Annotated in this window: 21 protein-coding genes; 6 read left to right on the top strand and 15 right to left on the bottom strand. The window is 69.9% G+C overall.

The window, feature by feature from the left end:
• The first annotated feature begins 75 nt into the window (after positions 1-75).
• Complete coding sequence (pyk, locus tag ACH45E_RS41605; protein WP_361454400.1) at positions 76-1500, top strand: pyruvate kinase; 1425 nt, start codon at positions 76-78, stop codon at positions 1498-1500.
• A gap of 96 nt (positions 1501-1596) precedes the next feature.
• Here pyk and ACH45E_RS41600 read toward each other — a convergent pair whose 3' ends face one another.
• From ACH45E_RS41600 to ACH45E_RS41580, 5 genes are all read right to left on the bottom strand, one after another.
• Positions 1597-1815 (bottom strand): hypothetical protein, encoded by a 219-nt coding sequence (locus ACH45E_RS41600; RefSeq protein WP_361454403.1) that lies wholly within the window; start codon positions 1813-1815, stop codon positions 1597-1599.
• A 111-nt stretch (positions 1816-1926) separates the two neighbouring features.
• Positions 1927-3297 (bottom strand): hypothetical protein, encoded by a 1371-nt coding sequence (locus ACH45E_RS41595; protein WP_361454406.1) that lies wholly within the window; start codon positions 3295-3297, stop codon positions 1927-1929.
• The gene (locus tag ACH45E_RS41590; RefSeq protein ID WP_361454408.1) at positions 3287-3871 is read right to left on the bottom strand and encodes a DUF6114 domain-containing protein; all 585 of its coding nucleotides are present in this window, start codon (positions 3869-3871) and stop codon (positions 3287-3289) included. Before ACH45E_RS41590 ends, ACH45E_RS41595 begins: the two co-directional genes overlap by 11 nt.
• 117 nt (positions 3872-3988) lie before the next feature.
• Positions 3989-4621, bottom strand: a complete 633-nt coding sequence (locus tag ACH45E_RS41585; protein WP_361454411.1) for a DUF6230 family protein — start codon at positions 4619-4621, stop codon at positions 3989-3991.
• Between the two features lie 638 nt (positions 4622-5259).
• On the bottom strand, positions 5260-6240 hold the full coding sequence (locus ACH45E_RS41580) for a tetratricopeptide repeat protein (protein WP_361454414.1): 981 nt from the start codon (positions 6238-6240) through the stop codon (positions 5260-5262).
• A 214-nt stretch (positions 6241-6454) separates the two neighbouring features.
• Here ACH45E_RS41580 and ACH45E_RS41575 point away from each other — a divergent pair, with 214 nt between their 5' ends.
• Positions 6455-7075 (top strand): TetR/AcrR family transcriptional regulator, encoded by a 621-nt coding sequence (locus tag ACH45E_RS41575; protein ID WP_361454417.1) that lies wholly within the window; start codon positions 6455-6457, stop codon positions 7073-7075.
• A 233-nt stretch (positions 7076-7308) separates the two neighbouring features.
• Here the strand turns inward: ACH45E_RS41575 and ACH45E_RS41570 are convergent, their stop codons facing one another.
• The 7 genes from ACH45E_RS41570 to ACH45E_RS41540 form a co-directional block, all read right to left on the bottom strand.
• Positions 7309-9009, bottom strand: coding sequence for a methylmalonyl-CoA mutase family protein (locus tag ACH45E_RS41570; protein ID WP_361454420.1), 1701 nt, complete (start codon positions 9007-9009; stop codon positions 7309-7311).
• Positions 9010-9106: 97 nt separating this feature from the next.
• Complete coding sequence (locus tag ACH45E_RS41565; RefSeq protein ID WP_361454423.1) at positions 9107-9445, bottom strand: DUF3817 domain-containing protein; 339 nt, start codon at positions 9443-9445, stop codon at positions 9107-9109.
• Between the two features lie 59 nt (positions 9446-9504).
• Complete coding sequence (locus ACH45E_RS41560; protein WP_361454426.1) at positions 9505-10014, bottom strand: MarR family transcriptional regulator; 510 nt, start codon at positions 10012-10014, stop codon at positions 9505-9507.
• 11 nt (positions 10015-10025) lie between these two features.
• The gene (locus tag ACH45E_RS41555) at positions 10026-10760 is read right to left on the bottom strand and encodes a TetR/AcrR family transcriptional regulator (RefSeq protein WP_361454429.1); all 735 of its coding nucleotides are present in this window, start codon (positions 10758-10760) and stop codon (positions 10026-10028) included.
• A complete protein-coding gene (locus ACH45E_RS41550) occupies positions 10757-11317 on the bottom strand; it encodes a hypothetical protein (RefSeq protein ID WP_361454432.1) in 561 nt (186 codons plus the stop codon). Before ACH45E_RS41550 ends, ACH45E_RS41555 begins: the two co-directional genes overlap by 4 nt.
• A 119-nt stretch (positions 11318-11436) precedes the next feature.
• The gene (locus tag ACH45E_RS41545; RefSeq protein ID WP_361454435.1) at positions 11437-11730 is read right to left on the bottom strand and encodes an MTH1187 family thiamine-binding protein; all 294 of its coding nucleotides are present in this window, start codon (positions 11728-11730) and stop codon (positions 11437-11439) included.
• Positions 11727-12077: a DUF3817 domain-containing protein gene (locus ACH45E_RS41540; RefSeq protein WP_361454438.1), complete on the bottom strand. Its 351-nt coding sequence runs from the start codon at positions 12075-12077 to the stop codon at positions 11727-11729. The genes ACH45E_RS41545 and ACH45E_RS41540 overlap by 4 nt, the downstream gene beginning before the upstream one ends.
• 165 nt (positions 12078-12242) lie before the next feature.
• Between ACH45E_RS41540 and ACH45E_RS41535 the strand changes: the two genes are divergently transcribed.
• The 4 genes from ACH45E_RS41535 to ACH45E_RS41520 all read left to right on the top strand — a co-directional run bounded on the left by ACH45E_RS41535 (position 12243) and on the right by ACH45E_RS41520 (position 14899).
• Positions 12243-12875: an AIM24 family protein gene (locus ACH45E_RS41535; RefSeq protein ID WP_361454603.1), complete on the top strand. Its 633-nt coding sequence runs from the start codon at positions 12243-12245 to the stop codon at positions 12873-12875.
• A 1-nt stretch (position 12876) separates the two neighbouring features.
• The gene (locus ACH45E_RS41530) at positions 12877-13527 is read left to right on the top strand and encodes an AIM24 family protein (protein WP_361454441.1); all 651 of its coding nucleotides are present in this window, start codon (positions 12877-12879) and stop codon (positions 13525-13527) included.
• The gene (locus tag ACH45E_RS41525; RefSeq protein ID WP_361454445.1) at positions 13524-14330 is read left to right on the top strand and encodes an AIM24 family protein; all 807 of its coding nucleotides are present in this window, start codon (positions 13524-13526) and stop codon (positions 14328-14330) included. Before ACH45E_RS41530 ends, ACH45E_RS41525 begins: the two co-directional genes overlap by 4 nt.
• A gap of 92 nt (positions 14331-14422) precedes the next feature.
• Positions 14423-14899: a MarR family transcriptional regulator gene (locus tag ACH45E_RS41520; protein ID WP_361454448.1), complete on the top strand. Its 477-nt coding sequence runs from the start codon at positions 14423-14425 to the stop codon at positions 14897-14899.
• Between the two features lie 34 nt (positions 14900-14933).
• Here ACH45E_RS41520 and ACH45E_RS41515 read toward each other — a convergent pair whose 3' ends face one another.
• The 3 genes from ACH45E_RS41515 to ACH45E_RS41505 all read right to left on the bottom strand — a co-directional run bounded on the left by ACH45E_RS41515 (position 14934) and on the right by ACH45E_RS41505 (position 18610).
• Positions 14934-16169 (bottom strand): MFS transporter, encoded by a 1236-nt coding sequence (locus ACH45E_RS41515; RefSeq protein ID WP_361454451.1) that lies wholly within the window; start codon positions 16167-16169, stop codon positions 14934-14936.
• Positions 16170-16399: 230 nt separating this feature from the next.
• Positions 16400-17356 carry a methylmalonyl Co-A mutase-associated GTPase MeaB gene (gene meaB / locus ACH45E_RS41510; protein ID WP_361454454.1) on the bottom strand — a complete coding sequence of 319 codons (957 nt, stop codon included), beginning with the start codon at positions 17354-17356 and terminating at the stop codon, positions 16400-16402.
• A 51-nt stretch (positions 17357-17407) separates the two neighbouring features.
• Complete coding sequence (locus tag ACH45E_RS41505) at positions 17408-18610, bottom strand: acetyl-CoA C-acetyltransferase (RefSeq protein WP_361454457.1); 1203 nt, start codon at positions 18608-18610, stop codon at positions 17408-17410.
• Positions 18611-18729 lie beyond the last annotated feature (119 nt).

Below are 18729 nucleotides of genomic sequence, written 5' to 3'. Positions count from 1 at the left end.
AGCGCATAGCCGCCCATTTGTATTTTCCGCCAGACGGAATATTCCGTAGCGAAACAAACCGATAGGATCGCCCCCATGCGCCGTTCGAAAATCGTCTGTACTCTCGGCCCCGCGGTCGACTCCCACGAGATGCTCGTCTCCATGATCGAGGCCGGCATGAACGTGGCCCGGTTCAACTTCAGCCACGGCTCGCACGCCGAGCACCAGGCGCGGTACGACCGCGTCCGGGCCGCGTCCAAGGAGACCGGCCGGGCCATCGGTGTCCTCGCCGACCTCCAGGGCCCGAAGATCCGTCTGGAGACCTTCGCCGAGGGCCCGGTCGAGCTCGAGCGCGGTGACGAGTTCGTCATCACCACCGAGGACGTCCCGGGCGACAAGCAGATCTGCGGGACCACCTACAAGGGCCTGCCGGGTGACGTCGACCGCGGCGACCAGATCCTGATCAACGACGGCAACGTCGAGCTGAAGGTCCTGGACGTCGAGGGCCCCCGGGTGCGGACGATCGTCATCGAGGGCGGCGTAGTCTCCGACCACAAGGGCATCAACCTGCCCGGCGCGGCCGTGAACGTGCCCGCGCTGAGTGAGAAGGACATCGAGGACCTGCGGTTCGCGCTGCGCATGGGCTGCGACCTGGTCGCGCTGTCCTTCGTGCGGGACGCCAAGGACGTCCAGGACGTCCACAAGGTGATGGACGAGGAGGGCCGCCGCGTCCCGGTCATCGCCAAGGTGGAGAAGCCGCAGGCGGTCGAGAACATGGAGGACGTCGTGATGGCGTTCGACGGCGTGATGGTCGCCCGTGGCGACCTCGCCGTCGAGTATCCGCTCGAGAAGGTCCCCATGGTGCAGAAGCGCCTGATCGAGCTGTGCCGGCGCAACGCCAAGCCGGTGATCGTGGCGACCCAGATGATGGAGTCGATGATCACCAACTCCCGGCCGACCCGCGCCGAGGCCTCCGACGTGGCCAACGCGATCCTGGACGGCGCCGACGCGGTCATGCTGTCGGCCGAGTCGAGCGTGGGCTCGTACCCGATCGAGACCGTGAAGACGATGTCGAAGATCGTCGCCGCGGCCGAGCAGGAGCTGCTCTCCAAGGGCCTGCAGCCGCTGGTCCCGGGCAAGAAGCCCAAGACGCAGGGTGGTTCGGTGGCCCGTGCGGCCTGCGAGATCGCCGACTTCCTCGGCGGCCGGGGTCTGGTGGCCTTCACCCAGTCCGGCGACACCGCGCGCCGCCTCTCGCGCTACCGCGCGTCCCAGCCGATCATCGCCTTCACCACCGACGAGGGCACCCGCAACCAGCTGGCGCTCAGCTGGGGTGTGGAGTCGCACGTCGTGCCGTTCGTGAACAGCACCGACGAGATGGTCGACCTGGTGGACCAGGAGATCACCAAGACCAACCGCTTCAACCCGGGCGAGATCGTCATCATCACCGCCGGCTCGCCCCCCGGCGTCCCCGGCACCACCAACATGCTCCGGGTGCACCACCTGGGCGGCGGCAACTGACCGGGCCTGTACGACACTGAGGGCGCCTCCTTTCCACAGGGGGCGCCCTCGGCTTCTTTTCGCGTGGGGCGCATCGCGTTCGGCTCGGTTCTTCACCTATGGGTGAGCCATGGTGAGATGAGGCCTCTCCCATGCTTGCGCCCGCTGCAGAACAGGCAGCGGTATATCAAAAGCAAGACGGAAGGAGGCGATGAAAGAAATGGCGCCGAAAGCTGAACCCAGCTTGTCATTGGCGAGTAGCGCGAGTTCCACGGCATCCTTTCCATCGGCGTGAGCCGCCTTCAGTTCGTCCACGACGATGCCCGACTCACTCATCGATGTCGGCGACCTCCCCCGCGCCGGCCGGAGTCCGGAGCGTCCGCCCACGCACAACGCTCGGCTGGGAAAGCCCAGCCGAGCGTCTGCATGAACTGCCTGTGCGGCTGCTCAGTCGGTCGTGTACAGATGCATCCCGGGGACGTGCAGGTTGCCACCGAACTGGCCCGCCTGGGTCACCTTGGCGTTGGTGAAGTAGATGAGCGGGATGTTCAGCGGCGGCGGGTTGTCCGGGCTGAACGTGATCGGGATCAGGCCGAAGAGGTTGCCGGAGATGCTCTCGGTGTACATCACGGTGTCGCCGCCGGTGATGGTGGACGTCGAGCCCTTGGCCGCCTGCACGTGGTAGGTCTTGCCGGACTGCTTGTCGTTCACCGTCTGGTGCAGGTCGCCGATGTCGGTGCCGCCGGAGATGACGTACTTCAGGACCTTCTTCTTCGTCCCGTTGGCCGTCTTCACCTCGACGATGCCCTTGTAGTCGGCGCCCTTCAGCGTCAGCGAGCTGGCGTTCAGGTACCAGGGGTCGTCCGCCACCGCCACCTTGTTGTCGACGCCGCTCTCGTCGTCCGTGGCGGCCGGGCAGTCGTCGGCGGAGGTGGTGGAGCTCGCCGACGGGCTGGGCGAGGCGGTGGCCGTGCCGGCCGCGTCCCCGGCCGCCTTGGTGGCGTCGTCCGCCGCCTTGGTCGCCGTGTCGGTGGTGTCCTTGACCGTGTCCTCGACCGTCTTGGTGGTCTTGTCGACCGTCTTCTTGACGGTGTCGGTGGAGCTGGAGTCCTTGCTGTCACCGGCGGACGAAGACGACGAGGACGAGGACGACGAGGACGCCGACGGGGTGGGACTCGCGCTCGGGCTCGAGGAGGAGCTGGAGCTGGAACCGCCCGACAGGACGTCGCCGATCGTGTCGCCGATCGTGTCGAGCAGGTTGCCGCTGCTCTCGGACGCCGACGGGGTCGGAGTGGCGGTGTCGCCGGACGACGACGTGTCCTTGGAGTCCGAGGACCCGGAGGAGGCGGTCGCCGTGGGCTTCGGCGTCGCCTTGTCGCCGGAACCTGAATCCGACGAATCCGACGAAGACGTCTTGCCTGACGTGTCCTTGGTGCCGGCGGACGACGAGGGGCTCGGCGTGCTCTCGCTCTTGTCCGGGGACCCGCTCTCGCTCGCCGAGGCGGACGGCGACGCGGAGGAGTCCTTGGAGTCCGAGGAGTCGTCCAGGGCCTTGACGCAGTCCTTGTACTCGTCGGCCGACAGGCTCTTCGACGACGCCGACGGGGACGGCGAGGAGCCGTTGTCGGCGAGGGCGAGGCTGGACGTGAATCCCATGCCCATGATGACCGCGGTCGGCATCGCCACGCTGGCTATCGCCTTGCCGGCCGGCATGTGGAACCTGGTGAACAGCGGCTTCTTGGGTGCCGCGTGGCGCGGCCCGGTTCTCACACGGGACTCGTCCACCTCAGTCCCGTGGGTCACCTCGTCAGCCGGCACTGTGCCTCCCGTTCGCCCCGTTCGCCGGGCTCGTTCCTGACAGGTCGTTCTCCCCCAGCGTCTTGGGCGTCTGAGGGGGAATGCCATTGCTCATCCCGTACGCGTCCACGGTGGGCGGCGCGGTCTCGGGGGCGTCGTGCGGCCCCGCGGCACTCTCCTCGGCGGGCTGCGGCGCGGGCGGTACGCCCGGCGCCCACGCGATCGCCATGGCCCCGCCGATCAGCGCGAACAGGAAGCCGACGAGGAAGCCGCCGATGTTGGAGACGGGGAGGGACACCAGCCCCAGCAGGATCGCCGCGACACCCGCGAAGACCCGTACGTGCTTCTGGAACCAGAGGCTGATGCCCAGTACGACCAGCAGCACGCCGATGATCAGGGATCCGGCACCCGCCGTGGTGGACATCGCCAGCGTGAGATGGCCCAGCTGAAGGTGCGCGTACGGGAAGTAAGCGATGGGGAGTCCGCCGAACAGGACGAACAGCCCCGCCCAGAACGGCCTCGTGCCCCGCCAGGCGCGGAACTGCTGCCTCCTGCGGGTGAACTGTCCGGATGCGGCAGGAGTCTCGGCGCTCATGGAAAACAGCTCCCTGGTGCGGCGTTGCTGTGGTGGTGATGTGTGCCGCGCGTGAAAACGCGGCCGGATCGGGGACGGGCGGGGGCGCCACCGGCTCCCCCGCCCGTCATCGAGTGCTTAGTAGCACTCGTGCGTACCCGTCGACAGCGACATGTGCAGACCGCTCAGCTTGAAGGTTCCGGCGGTGGTCGCCCACGCCGTCTGCTTCACGTCGATCAGCTCGGCCGAGTCGGCCTGCTGGGCGAAGCCGAAGGGGTTGGCCTGCTCGCCACCGCCCTTCATGCCCGGACCCTTGGAGGCGTCCTTGGCGGCCACACCGATGTCGAGACCGTGGAACGTCGCGTCGGCGTTCAGGTCGGCGACGTCGATGTACAGGCGCTCGGCCTCGACCGGCTTGTCCGCGCCCGCCTTCAGGGTCAGGGTGACCGATCCGAGGACCGGGATACCCGGGGTGACCACGGACTGGCACATGTTGGTGATCTTGGCCGACTGGAACGCGGAGACGGCGACGGGATGAGCCGTCTTGTCACCGGTGAGGGTGTAGCCGTTGTCCAGCGCGCCGTACTGCGAGAACCCCTGGCCCTCGAGCTTGTCGGCCGTCACCTTGAACGACTGGCCGGAAACGCTGAACGACGCGGCGAGAGCGCCCTGCGCAAGGGCGACACCTATCGCGGCCGTAGCGGCGACGCTGGGCACCATGACCACAGCGAACCGCTTCCATCTGGTCCCGCCACGCACCTGGGACTCCATATTTCCTCCTTCTCGGACGTACATCTCCTGGCCCTCGCTCGCCACCGCTTCGGCGGCTCAGCCGGGCAGGGATGGGAGAAGTGCTACGTCCTCGGGAAGGGGAGCGCCCGATCTCGGTGGCGCGAACCGCGACCGAATCACCGGCGATCACCCCCGAGCGACAACCACTGGTCGCGCCTGACACGCATCACGCACAACCTTGCTGGACAGGCTTCGCCGAGCGGCGAAGACCCCCCTGTCCCAGAGCCGGCGCCACTGCCGCCGACTCTGCTCGGTGGGGACCCACATCGCCCCGTTGACCCGACCGGCTGTCGGGGGTACGGGAATGGACCGAGCGTCGCCGATCGTGGTCCATTCTCGCCGCCCGCACAAGGGGCTTCGTTACTGACTAGTAACGGCCAGATAACCGGAGAACGACCCGCCGGTCTCGGAGTGCGACGCTCGGTGGCATCCAAGGGCAGAACAAAACTATTGACCCCTGGACGGAACCAGACAGATCCACGCTCGGGTTTTACTCCGAGTAACAGCGGCCGCGATTACCAAGTTTTGGTAAAGCGCGGCCGCCCTGACGCCGCATCGGCGAATCTTTCACTCCGGCATCACAAGCCCGGAAGGTTTAGCGACTGGTCAACAGCCGCTCAGAACAGGGCGCGAGCCAGCGCCCGGCGCGCCCCCACGACCCGCGGGTCCTCCGAGCCGACCACCTCGAAGAGCTCGAGCAGGCGGCGCCGGACGGCGTCCCGGTCGTCACCCACCGTGCGCTGCACGGTCTCGATCAGCCGCCCGAACGCGTCCTCGACGTGTCCGCCCACCAGGTCGAGGTCGGCGGCCGCGATCTGCGCCGCCACGTCGCCCGGCTTGTCGGCCGCCTCCCGGCGCACCTGCTGCGGGTCCGCGCCCTGCACCCGCTCGAGCAACTCGGCCTGCGCCAGGCCCAGCTTGGCCTCGGTGTTACCCGGGTCGTCGTTGAGCACGTTCTTGTACGCCTGGACGGCCCCGCCCAGATCCCCGGCGTCCAGGGCCTGTACGGCGGCCTCCAGCAGCGCGTCGTACGGCCCCGCCGGGATCCCGGCCTCCGCCGGCTCACCTCCGCCGGGCTCGGCGTCCGGGTCGACGGTCAGGCCGGTCAGGCCGAAGCGCTGCTCGGCGACCTGCACCAGCTGGTCGAGGGTCTCCCTGATCTGCGCCTCGCCGGCGGCGCCCTGGAAGAGCGGCAGCGCCTGTCCCGCGACGACCGCGAAGACGGCCGGGATGCCCTGCACCCCGAACTGCTGCATCAGCATCTGGTTGGCGTCGACGTCGATCTTGGCGAGCAGGACGCGACCGTTGTACTCGACGGCCAGCCGCTCGAGGACGGGGCTCAACTGCTTGCAGGGCTGACACCACTCGGCCCAGAAGTCGATGACGACCGGGACCTCGGCGGATCGCTGGAGGACGTCGCGTTCGAAGGTGGCCTCGTCGACATCGATGACGAGATCGGTCGGCGAGAGGGCACCGGTGCCGCCGCCCTGCCGGGCGGCCTCGGCGCGCGCCTGCTCCGCCTTGGCCTTGGCCTCCTGGGCCGCCTTCACCGCGGCGAGGTCGACGACGCCGCTCATGGACATGTTCCGTGGCTGCATGCGTCTATCCTCCCCCGTTCCCGCGCGTGCGTGAAAAAGCGTTGTGCTGGGCTGCGGCGCCGGGTCCCCACCCACGCCTCGTGGTCGTCGCCCGCGTCGGTCCTCGCGAGCTTTCGCTACGAGTCGTAGCGTAATGCCATCGCGGGTGCGGGCGACACCCCGCCCCGGTGATCTCCCTCACGGCCTCACAGGAACCGCCGGTTATGGTCGGGTCATGCAGAGCCACACCCCCGCCGGCCGCCCCGGCCGCCCGCGCAGCGCCGCCGCGGACACCGCGATCCTGGCCGCGACCCGGGAGGCCCTGGTCGAACTGGGCTGGTCCAGGCTCACCTTGGGAGACGTGGCGATGCGGGCGGGGGTTGCGAAAACGACTCTCTATCGCCGTTGGGCGGGCAAGAACGAACTCGTCGTCGACGCGGTGGCCGAACTCTTCGACGAGCTGGAACTCCCCGACCGCGGCACGCTCGCCGCCGACATCGAGGGTGTGGTCCTCCAGTTCGCGGCCATCCTGGCCCGCCCGGAGGCCAAGAGCGGCCTGATGGCGGCGGTCGCGGAATCGACCCGCGACGACGCCCTGCGGGAGCGCATCCGCGCCTCAATCGTGGACCGCCAGAAGCGCCTCGTCCTGGAGGGCCGCGCCCGCGCCCAGGCCCGCGGCGAACTCCCCCCGGAACCCGACCCCACCGAGGCCGCCCGCACGGCCGACCTCATCTTCGACGTCGTCGCCGGCGCGGTGGTCCACCGCACCCTGGTGAGCGGCAAGCCGGCGGACGAGGACTGGGTACGAAGCTTCACCCGCCTCCTACTCCAGGGCCTGACCTCCCCCACGACGTAGCTCCGCAGCACCGGCCTCGGGTGCAACCCCGGAGTGGGGGCGCGGAGGTGGCCCCGAGAGCAGCGACAGAAGGGTCGGTCGCCTGCCGCAACCCCCGAGGCCGGGCCCGGGGCCGGGGGGCGCAGCCCCCGAGGGCGGGGCCGGGGGGCGCAGCCCCCGGGGCGGGGTTGAAGGGGCGGGAGCCTCTGGGGGTGGGACGGGTAGGGGCGGCGGGGGCGAGGAAAAGGGGTGGGTCAGAAGCCCGCCGGCTCCGTGTAGACCCCCCACTCGTCCCGCAGCACCCCGCAGATCTCGCCCAGCGTCGCCTCCGCCCGTACCGCGTCCAGCATGGGCTCGATCATGTTGGCTCCGGAGCGCGCGGCGGTCAGCATGCCGTCCAGCGCGGCACGCACGCGTGCCTCGTCCCGCGCCGTCCTGCGCGCCCCGAGCTCGCGGACCTGCTCCCGCTCCACCTCGTGGCTGACCCGCAGGATCTCCAGGTCCCCGGTGACCGAACCGTGGTGGACGTTGACGCCCACCACCCTCTTGTCGCCCTTCTCCAGCGCCTGCTGGTAGCGGAAGGCGGACTCGGCGATCTCCCCGGTGAACCACCCGTCCTCGATCCCCCGCAGAATGCCGGAGGTGATCGGCCCGATCGGGTGCCGCCCGTCGGGGTGGGCCCGCAGACCCCGCTCCCTGATCTGCTCGAAGATCTTCTCCGCGTCCGCCTCGATCCGGTCCGTCAGCTGCTCGACGTACCAGGAACCGCCCAGCGGGTCGGCCACGTTGCCGACCCCGGTCTCCTCCATCAGCACCTGCTGCGTCCGCAGCGCGATCTCCGCGGCCTGCTCGGAGGGCAGGGCGAGGGTCTCGTCCAGGGCGTTGGTGTGCAGCGAGTTGGTCCCGCCGAGCACCGCCGCCAGCGCCTCCACGGCCGTACGCACCACGTTGTTGTACGGCTGCTGGGCCGTCAGCGACACCCCGGCGGTCTGCGTGTGGAACCGCAGCCACTGCGCCTTCTCGCTCTTCGCCCCGTACACGTCCCGCATCCACCGCGCCCAGATCCGCCGCGCGGCCCGGAACTTGGCGATCTCCTCGAAGAAGTCGAGGTGTGCGTCGAAGAAGAAGGAGAGACCAGGGGCGAACACGTCGACGTCCAGGCCGCGGGACAGCCCCAGTTCGACGTACCCGAACCCGTCCGCGAGCGTGTACGCCAGCTCCTGCGCGGCCGTCGAACCGGCCTCCCGGATGTGGTAGCCGGAGACGGACAGCGGCTTGTACGCGGGGATGCCGGCCGCGCAGTACTCCATCAGGTCGCCGATCAGCCGCAGATGGGGCTCGGGCTGGAAGAGCCACTCCTTCTGGGCGATGTACTCCTTGAAGATGTCGGTCTGGAGCGTGCCGTTGAGGACCGACAGGTCCACACCCTGGCGCTCGGCCGCGACCAGGTACATGCAGAAGACCGGCACGGCCGGCCCGCTGATGGTCATCGACGTCGTCACGTCGCCCAGCGGGATGTCCTTGAACAGGACCTCCATGTCCGCCGCCGAGTCGATGGCCACCCCGCAGTGCCCGACCTCGCCCAGCGAGCGCGGGTCGTCGGAGTCGCGGCCCATCAGCGTCGGCATGTCGAAGGCCACGGACAGTCCGCCACCGCCGGCGGCCAGGATCATCTTGTAGCGCTCGTTGGTCTGCTCGGCGTTGCCGAACCCGGCGAACTGCCGGATGGTCCATGTACGCCCGCGATAGCCGGTCGGATACAGGCCGCGCGTGAAGGGGTACTCCCCGGGCCACCCGATCCGCTCGAAGCCGTCGTACGCGTCCCCCGGCCGGGGTCCGTACACCGGCTCCACCGGATCACCGGAGAGCGTGGTGAAGTCTGCGTCGCGCTTGCGCGCGGCGTCGTAGCGAGCCTGCCAGCGACGGCGGCCTTCCTCGATGGCGTCAGCGTCCATGCCTTCAAATTTACTAGGACGTCCTAGTAAATGTCGACGGGCGACCGCCGCGCGGCGCTCGCGCGGCGGTGGAAACCCAGGATCCGCCCGGTGGACCTTACGCCTTGGCGACGGCCGGAGCCTGGTCCGCGGCCCCGGACTCCAGCTCGTGGCTGATCTTCCGCTCGACGAAGAACGCGGCGGTCGGGATCGTCCCCGCGAGCAGCACCCACAGCTGCTTGCCGACCGGCCACTTGGCCTTGGAGCCCAGGTCGAAGGCGAAGACCAGGTAGACGACGTACAGCCAGCCGTGGGCGATGGCCACGACCCGGGTGAAGTCGGCGGCGCCGTCGATGTGAAGCCCGTACTTCGCGATCATGCTCAGGCACAGCAGCACCAGCAGCACACCGGTGGTGTAGGCCATGACGCGGTAGCGGGTCAGCACGCTCTTTTTCATGCCGTCGAGCGTAACCGCCCGTTCCGGGAGATCTTGCCCCGGGTCGCCCGGGGGAGGGCTCAGTCCTCGTCGAAGTCGTGCGCCGCGATCCTCAGCGGGCGCAGCATCGCGAAGAGCTCCCCGCACTCCTCGGCGTCGTACACCCCGAGGCCGAAGTCCATCGCCATCAGGTCCCGGGTGGCCGCGTCGACCACCTCGCGGCCCTTGCCGGTGATGCTGGCGAGCGTGCCGCGCCCGTCGTTCGGATTGGGCCGCTTGGCCACCAGTCCGGACTTCACCAGCCGGTCGACGGTGTTCGTCACGGAGGTGGGATGCACCATGAGCCGCTCACCGATCTTGGACATCGCCAGTTCCCCGGCCTTGGAGAAGGTGAGCAGCACCAGCGCCTCGTACCGCGCGAAAGTCAGTCCGTACGGCTTGACCACCGCGTCGACCTCGGCCAGCAGGATCTGGTGCGCCCGCATGATCGAGGTGATCGCCGCCATCGACGGCACGTTTCCCCACCGCTGCTTCCAGAGCTCGTCGGCGCGGGCGATGGGGTCGAAGGGAAGACTGAGAGGCTTCGGCACGTCACCAGACCCTACCCGCCGGTCACATTCCGGTCAGCTCCGTCTCGGCTTTCGGTCACCGGGGCTTTCCGGCGGCGCAGATGGTGGCGGACCGCCCGCTGGGCGACGGGGCCGAGGTCCTCCAGGGCGGCCACGAGCGCGCCGAGTTGCTCCAGGGCGTCGAGGGCCGCGTGGGCGCCGGCCTCGTCCACGCCCTCGTACAGCTCGATGCCGACGAAGGACGCGGCGACCGCGCGGGCCAGGTTCGCGGGGTCGGTGAACTCGCCGAACGGGGTCGCCGCGAGCACCCGCCTGAGTACCCGCTCTATCTCCGCGATCCACAGGTCGAGGCCCGCCGCCGTGGCCGGGCCCAGGGCCTCGTGCGTCTGCGCGCCGGCCAGCAGCTGGCCGAGCAGGGCTACGTGGCCGCCGGCCCGCTCCTCTTCGTGGATCTCCCGGCCCACGGCCAGCAGCTCGGAGAGGGAGGATACGGACGCGAGCCGGGTGTGGTGCCGCGCCACCGCGCCTTCCGCGCCGTACCGGCAGGCCGCCGCGAGGAGTTCGTCCACCGAGCCGAAGTGGTAGAAGACCAGCGCCTGATTGACCCCGGCCGCCGCCGCGACCGTACGGGCGGACGTCTTGGCGATCCCCTGCTCGGTGAGAACGCGCAGGGCGCCTTCCAGGAGCTTGGCCCTGGTCTCCTGGGATTTTTCCTGGGCCGCCCTGCCCGGGGCCTTGCCCGGGGACTTCGCCGGCGCCGGGCTCACGACCGGTTCCCCAGGGTGCGCAGGACGCACGCGTTGTTCACCGACAGCGGTGGGGTGCGCCGGCAGCGGCGGGCGGCCGGGGTGCAGGACAGGGGCGCCTTGAAGAGGGCGAGGAAGACACCGACGACGAGGAGCAGCGGGCACAGGAAGGCCACGGCGGCGCCCAGCGGGCCGAAGAGGGGGACGGCGGGGCCGAGGCTCAGACCGGTGCCGCAGACGGTGAGCACCAGCGCACGGACCGCGAGCTCGGCCAGCCAGTTCCAGCGGGCTCGCTCCGGGGTGATGCCGCGCTCGATCCACAGCCTCAGCCGGTCCAGGGACCAGGCCGTCGCCCAGCCCCTCAGGGGGTGCGGCAGGAGCCGGTGGTCGTAGCCGACGAGGATGCGGACGCCGTCGGCGTCGGGGACACAGCGCGAGTGGCCGATGAGGGCGAGGCGGGACGCCCAGCGCCGCCGCTGGGACGGTTCCTGGGTGGGTTCCCGGAGCTCGTGGAGATCGGCCCGTATACGTGTCTCTATATGGAGCGCTCGGGGCGCTCGGAGCGCTTGGCTCGCCATCGATGTGTCCCCCTGTCAGCCGGCCGGACCGCCGTTTGAGCGATCGCTCAACCACCTGCCCGACGGAAACTACACCTCTTTGAGCAGTCGCTCAAAGAGGTGGGCGGGGAACGCGGTTGCTAACCGGCCAGGTGCCGCTCGACCGTCTCCACCTTGGAGGTGAGGCCGTCGGTCACACCGGGACGGATGTCGGCCTTCAGCACCAGCGACACACGCGGGGCGCGTTCCTCGACGACGGCGACGGCACGCCTGACGACGGCCATGACCTCGTCCCACTCGCCCTCGATGGAGGTGAACATGGCGTCGGTGCGGTGGGGCAGCCCCGACTCGCGGACCACGCGGACGGCCTCGGCGACGTACTCCCCCACGTCCTCGCCGACACCGAGGGGCGTCACGGAGAAGGCGACGATCATGCGTTCACGGCTCCTTCCTTCTCCTTGCGGGCGCGGACGGCGATGACCGCGTCCTCGGCCTCGCGCCTGAGCTTGCGCTCGGCGAAGAAGCCACCGGTGGGCAGGACCGAGAGGACGAAGTAGAGGGCCGCGGTCTTCTTGTCCCACTTGGCGCGGTTCCAGGCGTCGGCCCAGAAGATCACGTACAGGATGAACAGCACACCGTGGACCGCGCCCATCACGGGCACCGCGTTGAAGTCCGTGGTCCGCTTCAGGACCGAGCAGACGAGAAGGACGATGAAGGACACGGCCTCCGGGGCGGAGACCAGGCGGAGGCGGCGGAGGGCGGTGGCGGTCTTGATGTCCACGGGTCACCTTCGGTGGGAGAGAGGTCGACGGCGTGCGCAACGCGGACTTGTGAACGCGTGCACAAACTTCCGCCCATTGTGGCAAACGCGGGGAGGGGAACGGGCGCCGGGGCGGAACAGGCACTGTCGGCGGCACCGGCCTCCCGCTACCTTCACCACGTGGCGATGTTCCGACTTCAAGGAAGCAAGGTGCTCGCCGTCGACATGACCGGCGATGCCGTCAAGGCGAAGAACGGCTCCATGGTCGCGTACGACGGGCAGATGGCCTTCAAGAAGCTGAGCGGGGGCGGTGAGGGTCTGCGGGGGATGGTGACCCGGCGGCTCACCGGCGAGCAGATGACCGTGATGGAGGTGAAGGGCCACGGGACGTGCTGGTTCGCCGACCGGGCCTCGGAGATCAACCTCGTCGCCCTCCAGGGGGACACGCTGTACGTGGAGTCGAGCAATCTGCTCGCGACCGACGCCGGGCTGCGGACCGGGACGACCTTCACGGGGCTGCGCGGCGCCTCGCAGGGCAACGGGCTGTTCACGACGACCGTCGAGGGGCACGGACAGGCGGCGATCATGTCCGACGGTCCGGCGGTCGTGCTCCGCGTCAGCCCCCAGTACCCGCTGATCGTCGACCCGGGCGCCTATATCGCCCATCAGGGCAACGTCCGGCAGTCCTTCCAGTCCGGTGTGACCTTCCGCACCTTCATGGGAGAGGGCGGCGGGGAGGCCTTCCAGATCAGGTTCGAGGGGGACGGGCTGGTGTACGTACAGCCGAGCGAGCGGAACACGATCGCGGGGGACGTGTGAGATGGCGCTCCGCGAGATCAACTCCAAGATGGTCGAGGCCACCGTCGTGCCCGGGCAGCGGCTGTTCAGCCAGCGCGGCGCGATGCTCGCCTACAAGGGCGACGTCTCCTTCACACCCAGCCTCCAGGGCGGGCAGGGCGGGATCATGTCGATGATCGGGAGGCGCGTCGCCGGCGAGGCCACGCCGCTCATGACCGTCGAGGGCAGCGGCACCGTCTTCTTCGGGCACGGCGGCCACCACGTCCACGTCATCAACCTCTCCGGCGACACCCTCTACGTGGAGGCGGACCGGCTGCTGGCCTTCGAGGGCACCCTGCAGCAGGGGACGATGTTCATGGGCTCGCAGGGCGGGGTCATGGGCATGGTCCGGGGGCAGGTCACCGGGCAGGGCCTGTTCACCACGACCCTCCAGGGGCGCGGGGCGGTGGCGGTGATGGCGCACGGCGGGGTCTTCGAGGTCCCGATCACACCGCAGCGGCCCGTCCACGTCGACCCGCAGGCGTACGTCGCCCATCACGGCGACGTACGCAACAAGCTGTCCACCGCTCTGGGCTGGAGGGACATGGTGGGGCGGGGCTCCGGCGAGGCGTTCCAGCTGGAGCTCAGCGGCAATGGCACGGTGTTCGTCCAGGCCTCGGAGGAGAAGCTGTGAGCGGGTACGGAACCCCCGGCGGGCCCGTGGTGTACGACCCCATGACGCTGCCCGTCGACGACAACGTCAACAAGTACACCTTCTGCGTGGAACTCAAGAGCGCGGAGTGGTTCCTGCAGAAGGGGAAGATGATCGCCTACTACGGGGCGATCGAGTTCAACGGGATCGGGCACGGGCGACTCGACCGACTTGTCCGTACGTCGTTTCATTCGCCTCTGCACGCGAGCGACTGGGTGGTGGCGTCGGGGTCGGGCAAGATGCTGCTCGCCGACCGGGCGTTCGACGTCAATTCCTACGACCTGGACGACGGCAACCTGACCATTCGCTCGGGCAACTTGCTTGCTTTTCAGCCAAGTCTTGCCCTCAAGCAGTCGATCGTGCCGGGTTTTCTGACACTGATCGGAACCGGAAAGTTCGTGGCCGCATCTAACGGTCCGGTGGTGTTCATGGAGCCCCCCATCCGGGTGGACCCGCAGGCGCTCGTCGGCTGGGCCGACTGCCCGTCGCCGTGCCACCACTACGACCATGGGTACCTCACGGGCGTAATGGGCGGTCTACGTGCGATGACAGGGCTCGGAGGGGCCTCCGGGGAGGAGCATCAGTTCGAGTTCGTGGGGGCCGGGACGGTGCTGCTGCAGTCCACCGAGACGCTGATGGCGGAGCAGGCGACGGGGGCGGTTCCGCAGCAGCCGGGAGTGCCCGGCGGTGGCGCGGGGGCACCGGGTGGACACGGAGCGCAACCGTCCGCGGCACCGCGCCTTCCCGGACAGCTGGGGGACCTCCAGCGTCGCTTCGGGCTGTGAGCGGTAGTCTGCGGAGTGTGACGTCGAACGCGTGCGCACAGTCACACCACCCTCACTAGTTCGCTTTTCAACATTTTAGGTAGACTTCATTCATGGAGACCGAGACGGCCACGCGCTGGCTGACCGATGCGGAGCAGTGCGCTTGGCGCACCCACCTGGAGGTCAACAGGCTGTTGACGTACCAGCTCGAAAAAGATCTGCAGCCGTTCGGACTGACGATGAACGACTACGAGATCCTGGTGAATCTGTCCGAGTCCGACGACGTACGGATGCGGATGAGCGACCTCGCGTCGGCGACCCTGCAGTCCAAGAGCCGGCTCTCGCACCAGATCACCCGTATGGAGAACGCGAACCTGGTCCGCCGCGAGAACTGCGAGTCGGACCGCCGCGGGCTCTATGCCGTCCTGACCGAGCACGGCATGGAGACGATGAAGAAGGTCGCCCCACATCATGTGGCGTCCGTCAGGAAGCACTTCATCGACCTGCTGTCGCCGGAGGCCCTGACGGAACTGGACAAGGCCCTGAAGCCCATCGCCGACCACCTGCGCGGCCAACGGGGACGCCCCTGACCTCGGCCGGGGTACAGGAGCGGCAGGCGGCTGTTCAGGTGTCGCCTGCCGCTCCCTTTTCCACGGCGCCCGAGACCAGGAGGCAGGCCACGCCGGCCGCCAGCGCCACCCCGCCCGACAGTACGAAGCACACCCCGACCGGCACCCGGCCGATCAGCATCCCGGCCAGCAGCGAACCACCCGAGCTGCCCGCGTTCACCGCGGTGTTCACCCAGGCTCCCGCCTGCGTCCGGGCCCCCGGGGCCGCCGTCTCCTCCGCGAGGAGGTACGCCGTCGTCAGGGCCGGGGCGATGAACAGACCCGCGCTCGCGACGGCCGCCGTCAGGGCCCACACCCCGGGCGCGACACCCGTGACGGCGAGCACCAGGCCGAGGCCGGCGGCGAATGACGCCAGGCGCACCCGCGCCGGTCCGTGCCAGTCGACCGCCCCGTTGAGCAGTCCGCCCACCGCGCTGCCCGCCGAGAGCGCGGCCAGGATCCAGGGGACCACAGCGGCGTCGTACGAGCGCTCGGTCGCGAGGGCCATCACCAGCAGCTCCGTGCCGCTGAGCGCGAGGCCCATGCCCGCGGCGACGGCCACCGGGGAGAGCAGCCTGCGGTCGAACCGGCGTCCGGGCTTGCCCTTCGGCTCGGCGGCGCGCGGCCCGGGCATGGCCGGGGAGGCCACGAACGCGTAGGTGCCCACCACGATCAGCAGCGCGCTCAGGGCCAACCCGGCCGCCGGTGGGGCGAAGCGGACCACGACGCCGACCAGCGCCGGTCCGGAGACGAACAGCACTTCCTCCGCGACCCCGTCCAGGCTGTAGGCCCGCTGCACGAGCCGGGGGTCGTCCAGCAGTCCGGCCCACACCGTGCGCATGGTGGGGCCGAGCGGGGGCGCGCAGGCACCGGCGAGGGCGGCGGCCGCGCCGAGAAGCACCGGCGGGGTGCCCGGACGCCAGGTCAGTACCGCCAGGGCGCACAGCAGGGCGCCGTACAGCGACGCCATGGGGATCAGGGCCCGGCGCGGGCCGTGCCGGTCGACCAGCGCCGCCCGTAACGGCATGAGGAAGACGGTGGCGGCGCCGAACACGGCCATCACCGTCCCGGAGACGGCGTACGAGCCGGTCGCCCGGGTCACCGCCAGCATCACGGCCAGCCCGACCGTGCCGTACGACAGGCGGGCCGTCAGTGCGGCGGCGAAGGTGCGGCGGGCGTGCGGGACGCGCAGGACGGCGGCGTAGGACGGCCGGGGGGCGGGAGAAGGGCGCGACGAAGTGAGCGTGGACATGAGTCGGTTCCTCGGCTGAAGGCGGAAGAGGGGACACCGAAGCCCCGCGCCACCGACGGCCGACGGGCCTGCCGGGCGCGGGTGCGGCGCGCGCTCTATGCCAAGAGGAGGAACATGCCGGTCAAGCTAGCAGCGCCGGGTGCCGAGGGGCACCCGCTTTTCGGGCCGCCGCCGGCCGGTCCCGGGTCCCTGAAGTCACGCCGTCCGCCAGGCCGGGACACCGTCCGCGGTCAGCCCTCCGTCAGGCCTGTCACCAGTTCGTCCGCCGCGCGGTACGGGTCCAGTTCGCCGGCGACGATCCGCTCCGCGAGAGCGCTGAGGCGGCGGTCGCCGTGGAGGTCGGCGATGCGTTCGCGCAGGGCGGTGACGGCGATGGTCTCGACCTCGCGGGCGGCCCGGGCACGGCGGCGTTCGGCGAGGACTCCGCGCTCCTCCATCCAGGCCCGGTGCTTCTCCAGGGCCTCGACGACCTCGTCGACACCCTCCGCCCGGGCGGCGACCGTCTTGACGATGGGCGGGCGCCAGTCGCCGGGGCCCCGGGACTCGCCGAGCCCCAGCATGTGGTTCAGCTCACGAGCCGTCGCGTCCGCACCGTCACGGTCGGCCTTGTTGACGACGTACACGTCACCGATCTCCAGGATGCCCGCCTTGGCCGCCTGGATGCCGTCCCCCATGCCCGGCGCGAGAAGGACCACCGAGGTGTCCGCCTGGGAGGCGATCTCCACCTCCGACTGGCCCACGCCCACCGTCTCCACCAGGATCACGTCGCAGCCCGCCGCGTCCAGCACCCGGATCGCCTGCGGGGCCGCCCAGGCCAGGCCGCCCAGGTGGCCCCGGGTGGCCATGGAGCGGATGTACACGCCCGGGTCGGAGGCGTGATCCGACATACGGACCCGGTCGCCGAGCAGGGCGCCGCCCGAGAAGGGCGAGGAGGGGTCCACCGCGAGGACCCCCACCCGTTTGCCCTGTTTGCGATACGCGGTCACCAGCGCCGAGGTGGACGTCGACTTGCCGACACCCGGGGAGCCGGTCAGGCCGACCACGTACGCGTTCCCGGTCAGCGGCGCCAGGGCCGCCATGACCTCCCTGAGCTGCGGTGACGCCCCCTCCACCAGGGAGATCAGCCGGGCCACGGCCCGCGGCCGGCCTTCCCTGGCCTGGGCCACCAGAGAGGAGACGTCCTGCATCACAGCTCCGTTCGCGAAAGGAACCTACAGAGATCTACACCGAGACTGCGCTCAGGCCTTGGGCACGCGCACGATCAGCGCGTCTCCCTGACCCCCGCCGCCGCACAGCGCCGCCGCGCCGACCCCGCCGCCCCGGCGCTTCAGCTCCAGGGCGAGGTGCAGGACCAGACGGGCACCGGACATGCCGATCGGGTGGCCGAGGGCGATGGCGCCGCCGTTGACGTTCACCTTTTCCGTTGACACCCCGAGGTCCTTCATTGACTGGACCGCGACCGCGGCGAAGGCCTCGTTGATCTCGATGAGGTCGAGGTCGGAGACCTCCAGGCCCTCCTTCTTCAGCGCGTGCAGGATCGCGTTGGAGGGCTGGGACTGCAGGGAGTTGTCCGGACCCGCCACGTTGCCGTGCGCGCCGATCTCGGCGATCCAGGCCAGGCCCAGCTCCTGCGCCTTGGCCTTGCTCATGACGACCACGGCCGCGGCGCCGTCGGAGATCTGGGAAGCGGAGCCCGCCGTGATCGTGCCGTCCTTGGCGAAGGCCGGGCGGAGCTTGCCCAGGGACTCCGCCGTGGTGTCGCCGCGGATGCCCTCGTCCTTGCTGAAGACGACCGGCTCGCCCTTGCGCTGCGGGATCTCGACCGGGGTGATCTCGGCCTCGAAGACGCCGTTCTTCTGCGCGGCGGCGGCCCGCTGGTGGGACAGGGCGGCGATCTCGTCCTGCTCGGGGCGCTTGATGCCGAGCCGCGTGTTGTGCTTCTCCGTGGACTCGCCCATGGCGACGCCCTCGAAGGAGTCGGTCAGGCCGTCGTACGCCATGGCGTCGAGCATCTCGACGGCGCCGTACTTGAAGCCCTCCCGGGACTTGGGCAGCAGGTGGGGGGCGTTGGTCATGGACTCCTGGCCGCCGGCGACCACGATGTCGAACTCACCCGCACGGATCAGCTGGTCCGCGAGGGCGATGGCGTCGAGGCCGGACAGACACACCTTGTTGACGGTGAGCGCCGGGACGCTCATCGGGATGCCCGCCTTGACCGCGGCCTGCCGCGCCGGGATCTGGCCCGCCCCGGCCTGGAGCACCTGGCCCATGATCACGTACTGCACCTGGTCGCCACCGATTCCCGCACGGTCGAGGGCGGCCTTGATCGCGAAGCCGCCCAGATCGGCCCCGGAGAATGACTTGAGCGAGCCGAGCAGCCGCCCCATCGGGGTACGGGCACCCGCGACGATGACGGAGGTCGTGCCGTTCGATGCTGACATGAGGTGGAATCCCCTTCCAGCTGCACAAAGCTGAGGAGTGAACGAGGGTTTACTTCGAATGTACTGACCGGTACCGCACCCCGTCACCCGGCCGTCGGTGTGATCGCGCGCACGTTGCG

It is taken from the genome of Streptomyces sp. NPDC020299 (assembly GCF_044387825.1).
In the GTDB taxonomy this organism is placed as follows: Bacteria; Actinomycetota; Actinomycetes; order Streptomycetales; family Streptomycetaceae; genus Streptomyces.
Note: the sequence above shows the minus strand (reverse complement) of the source record. Positions and strands in the feature narration are given on the sequence as shown.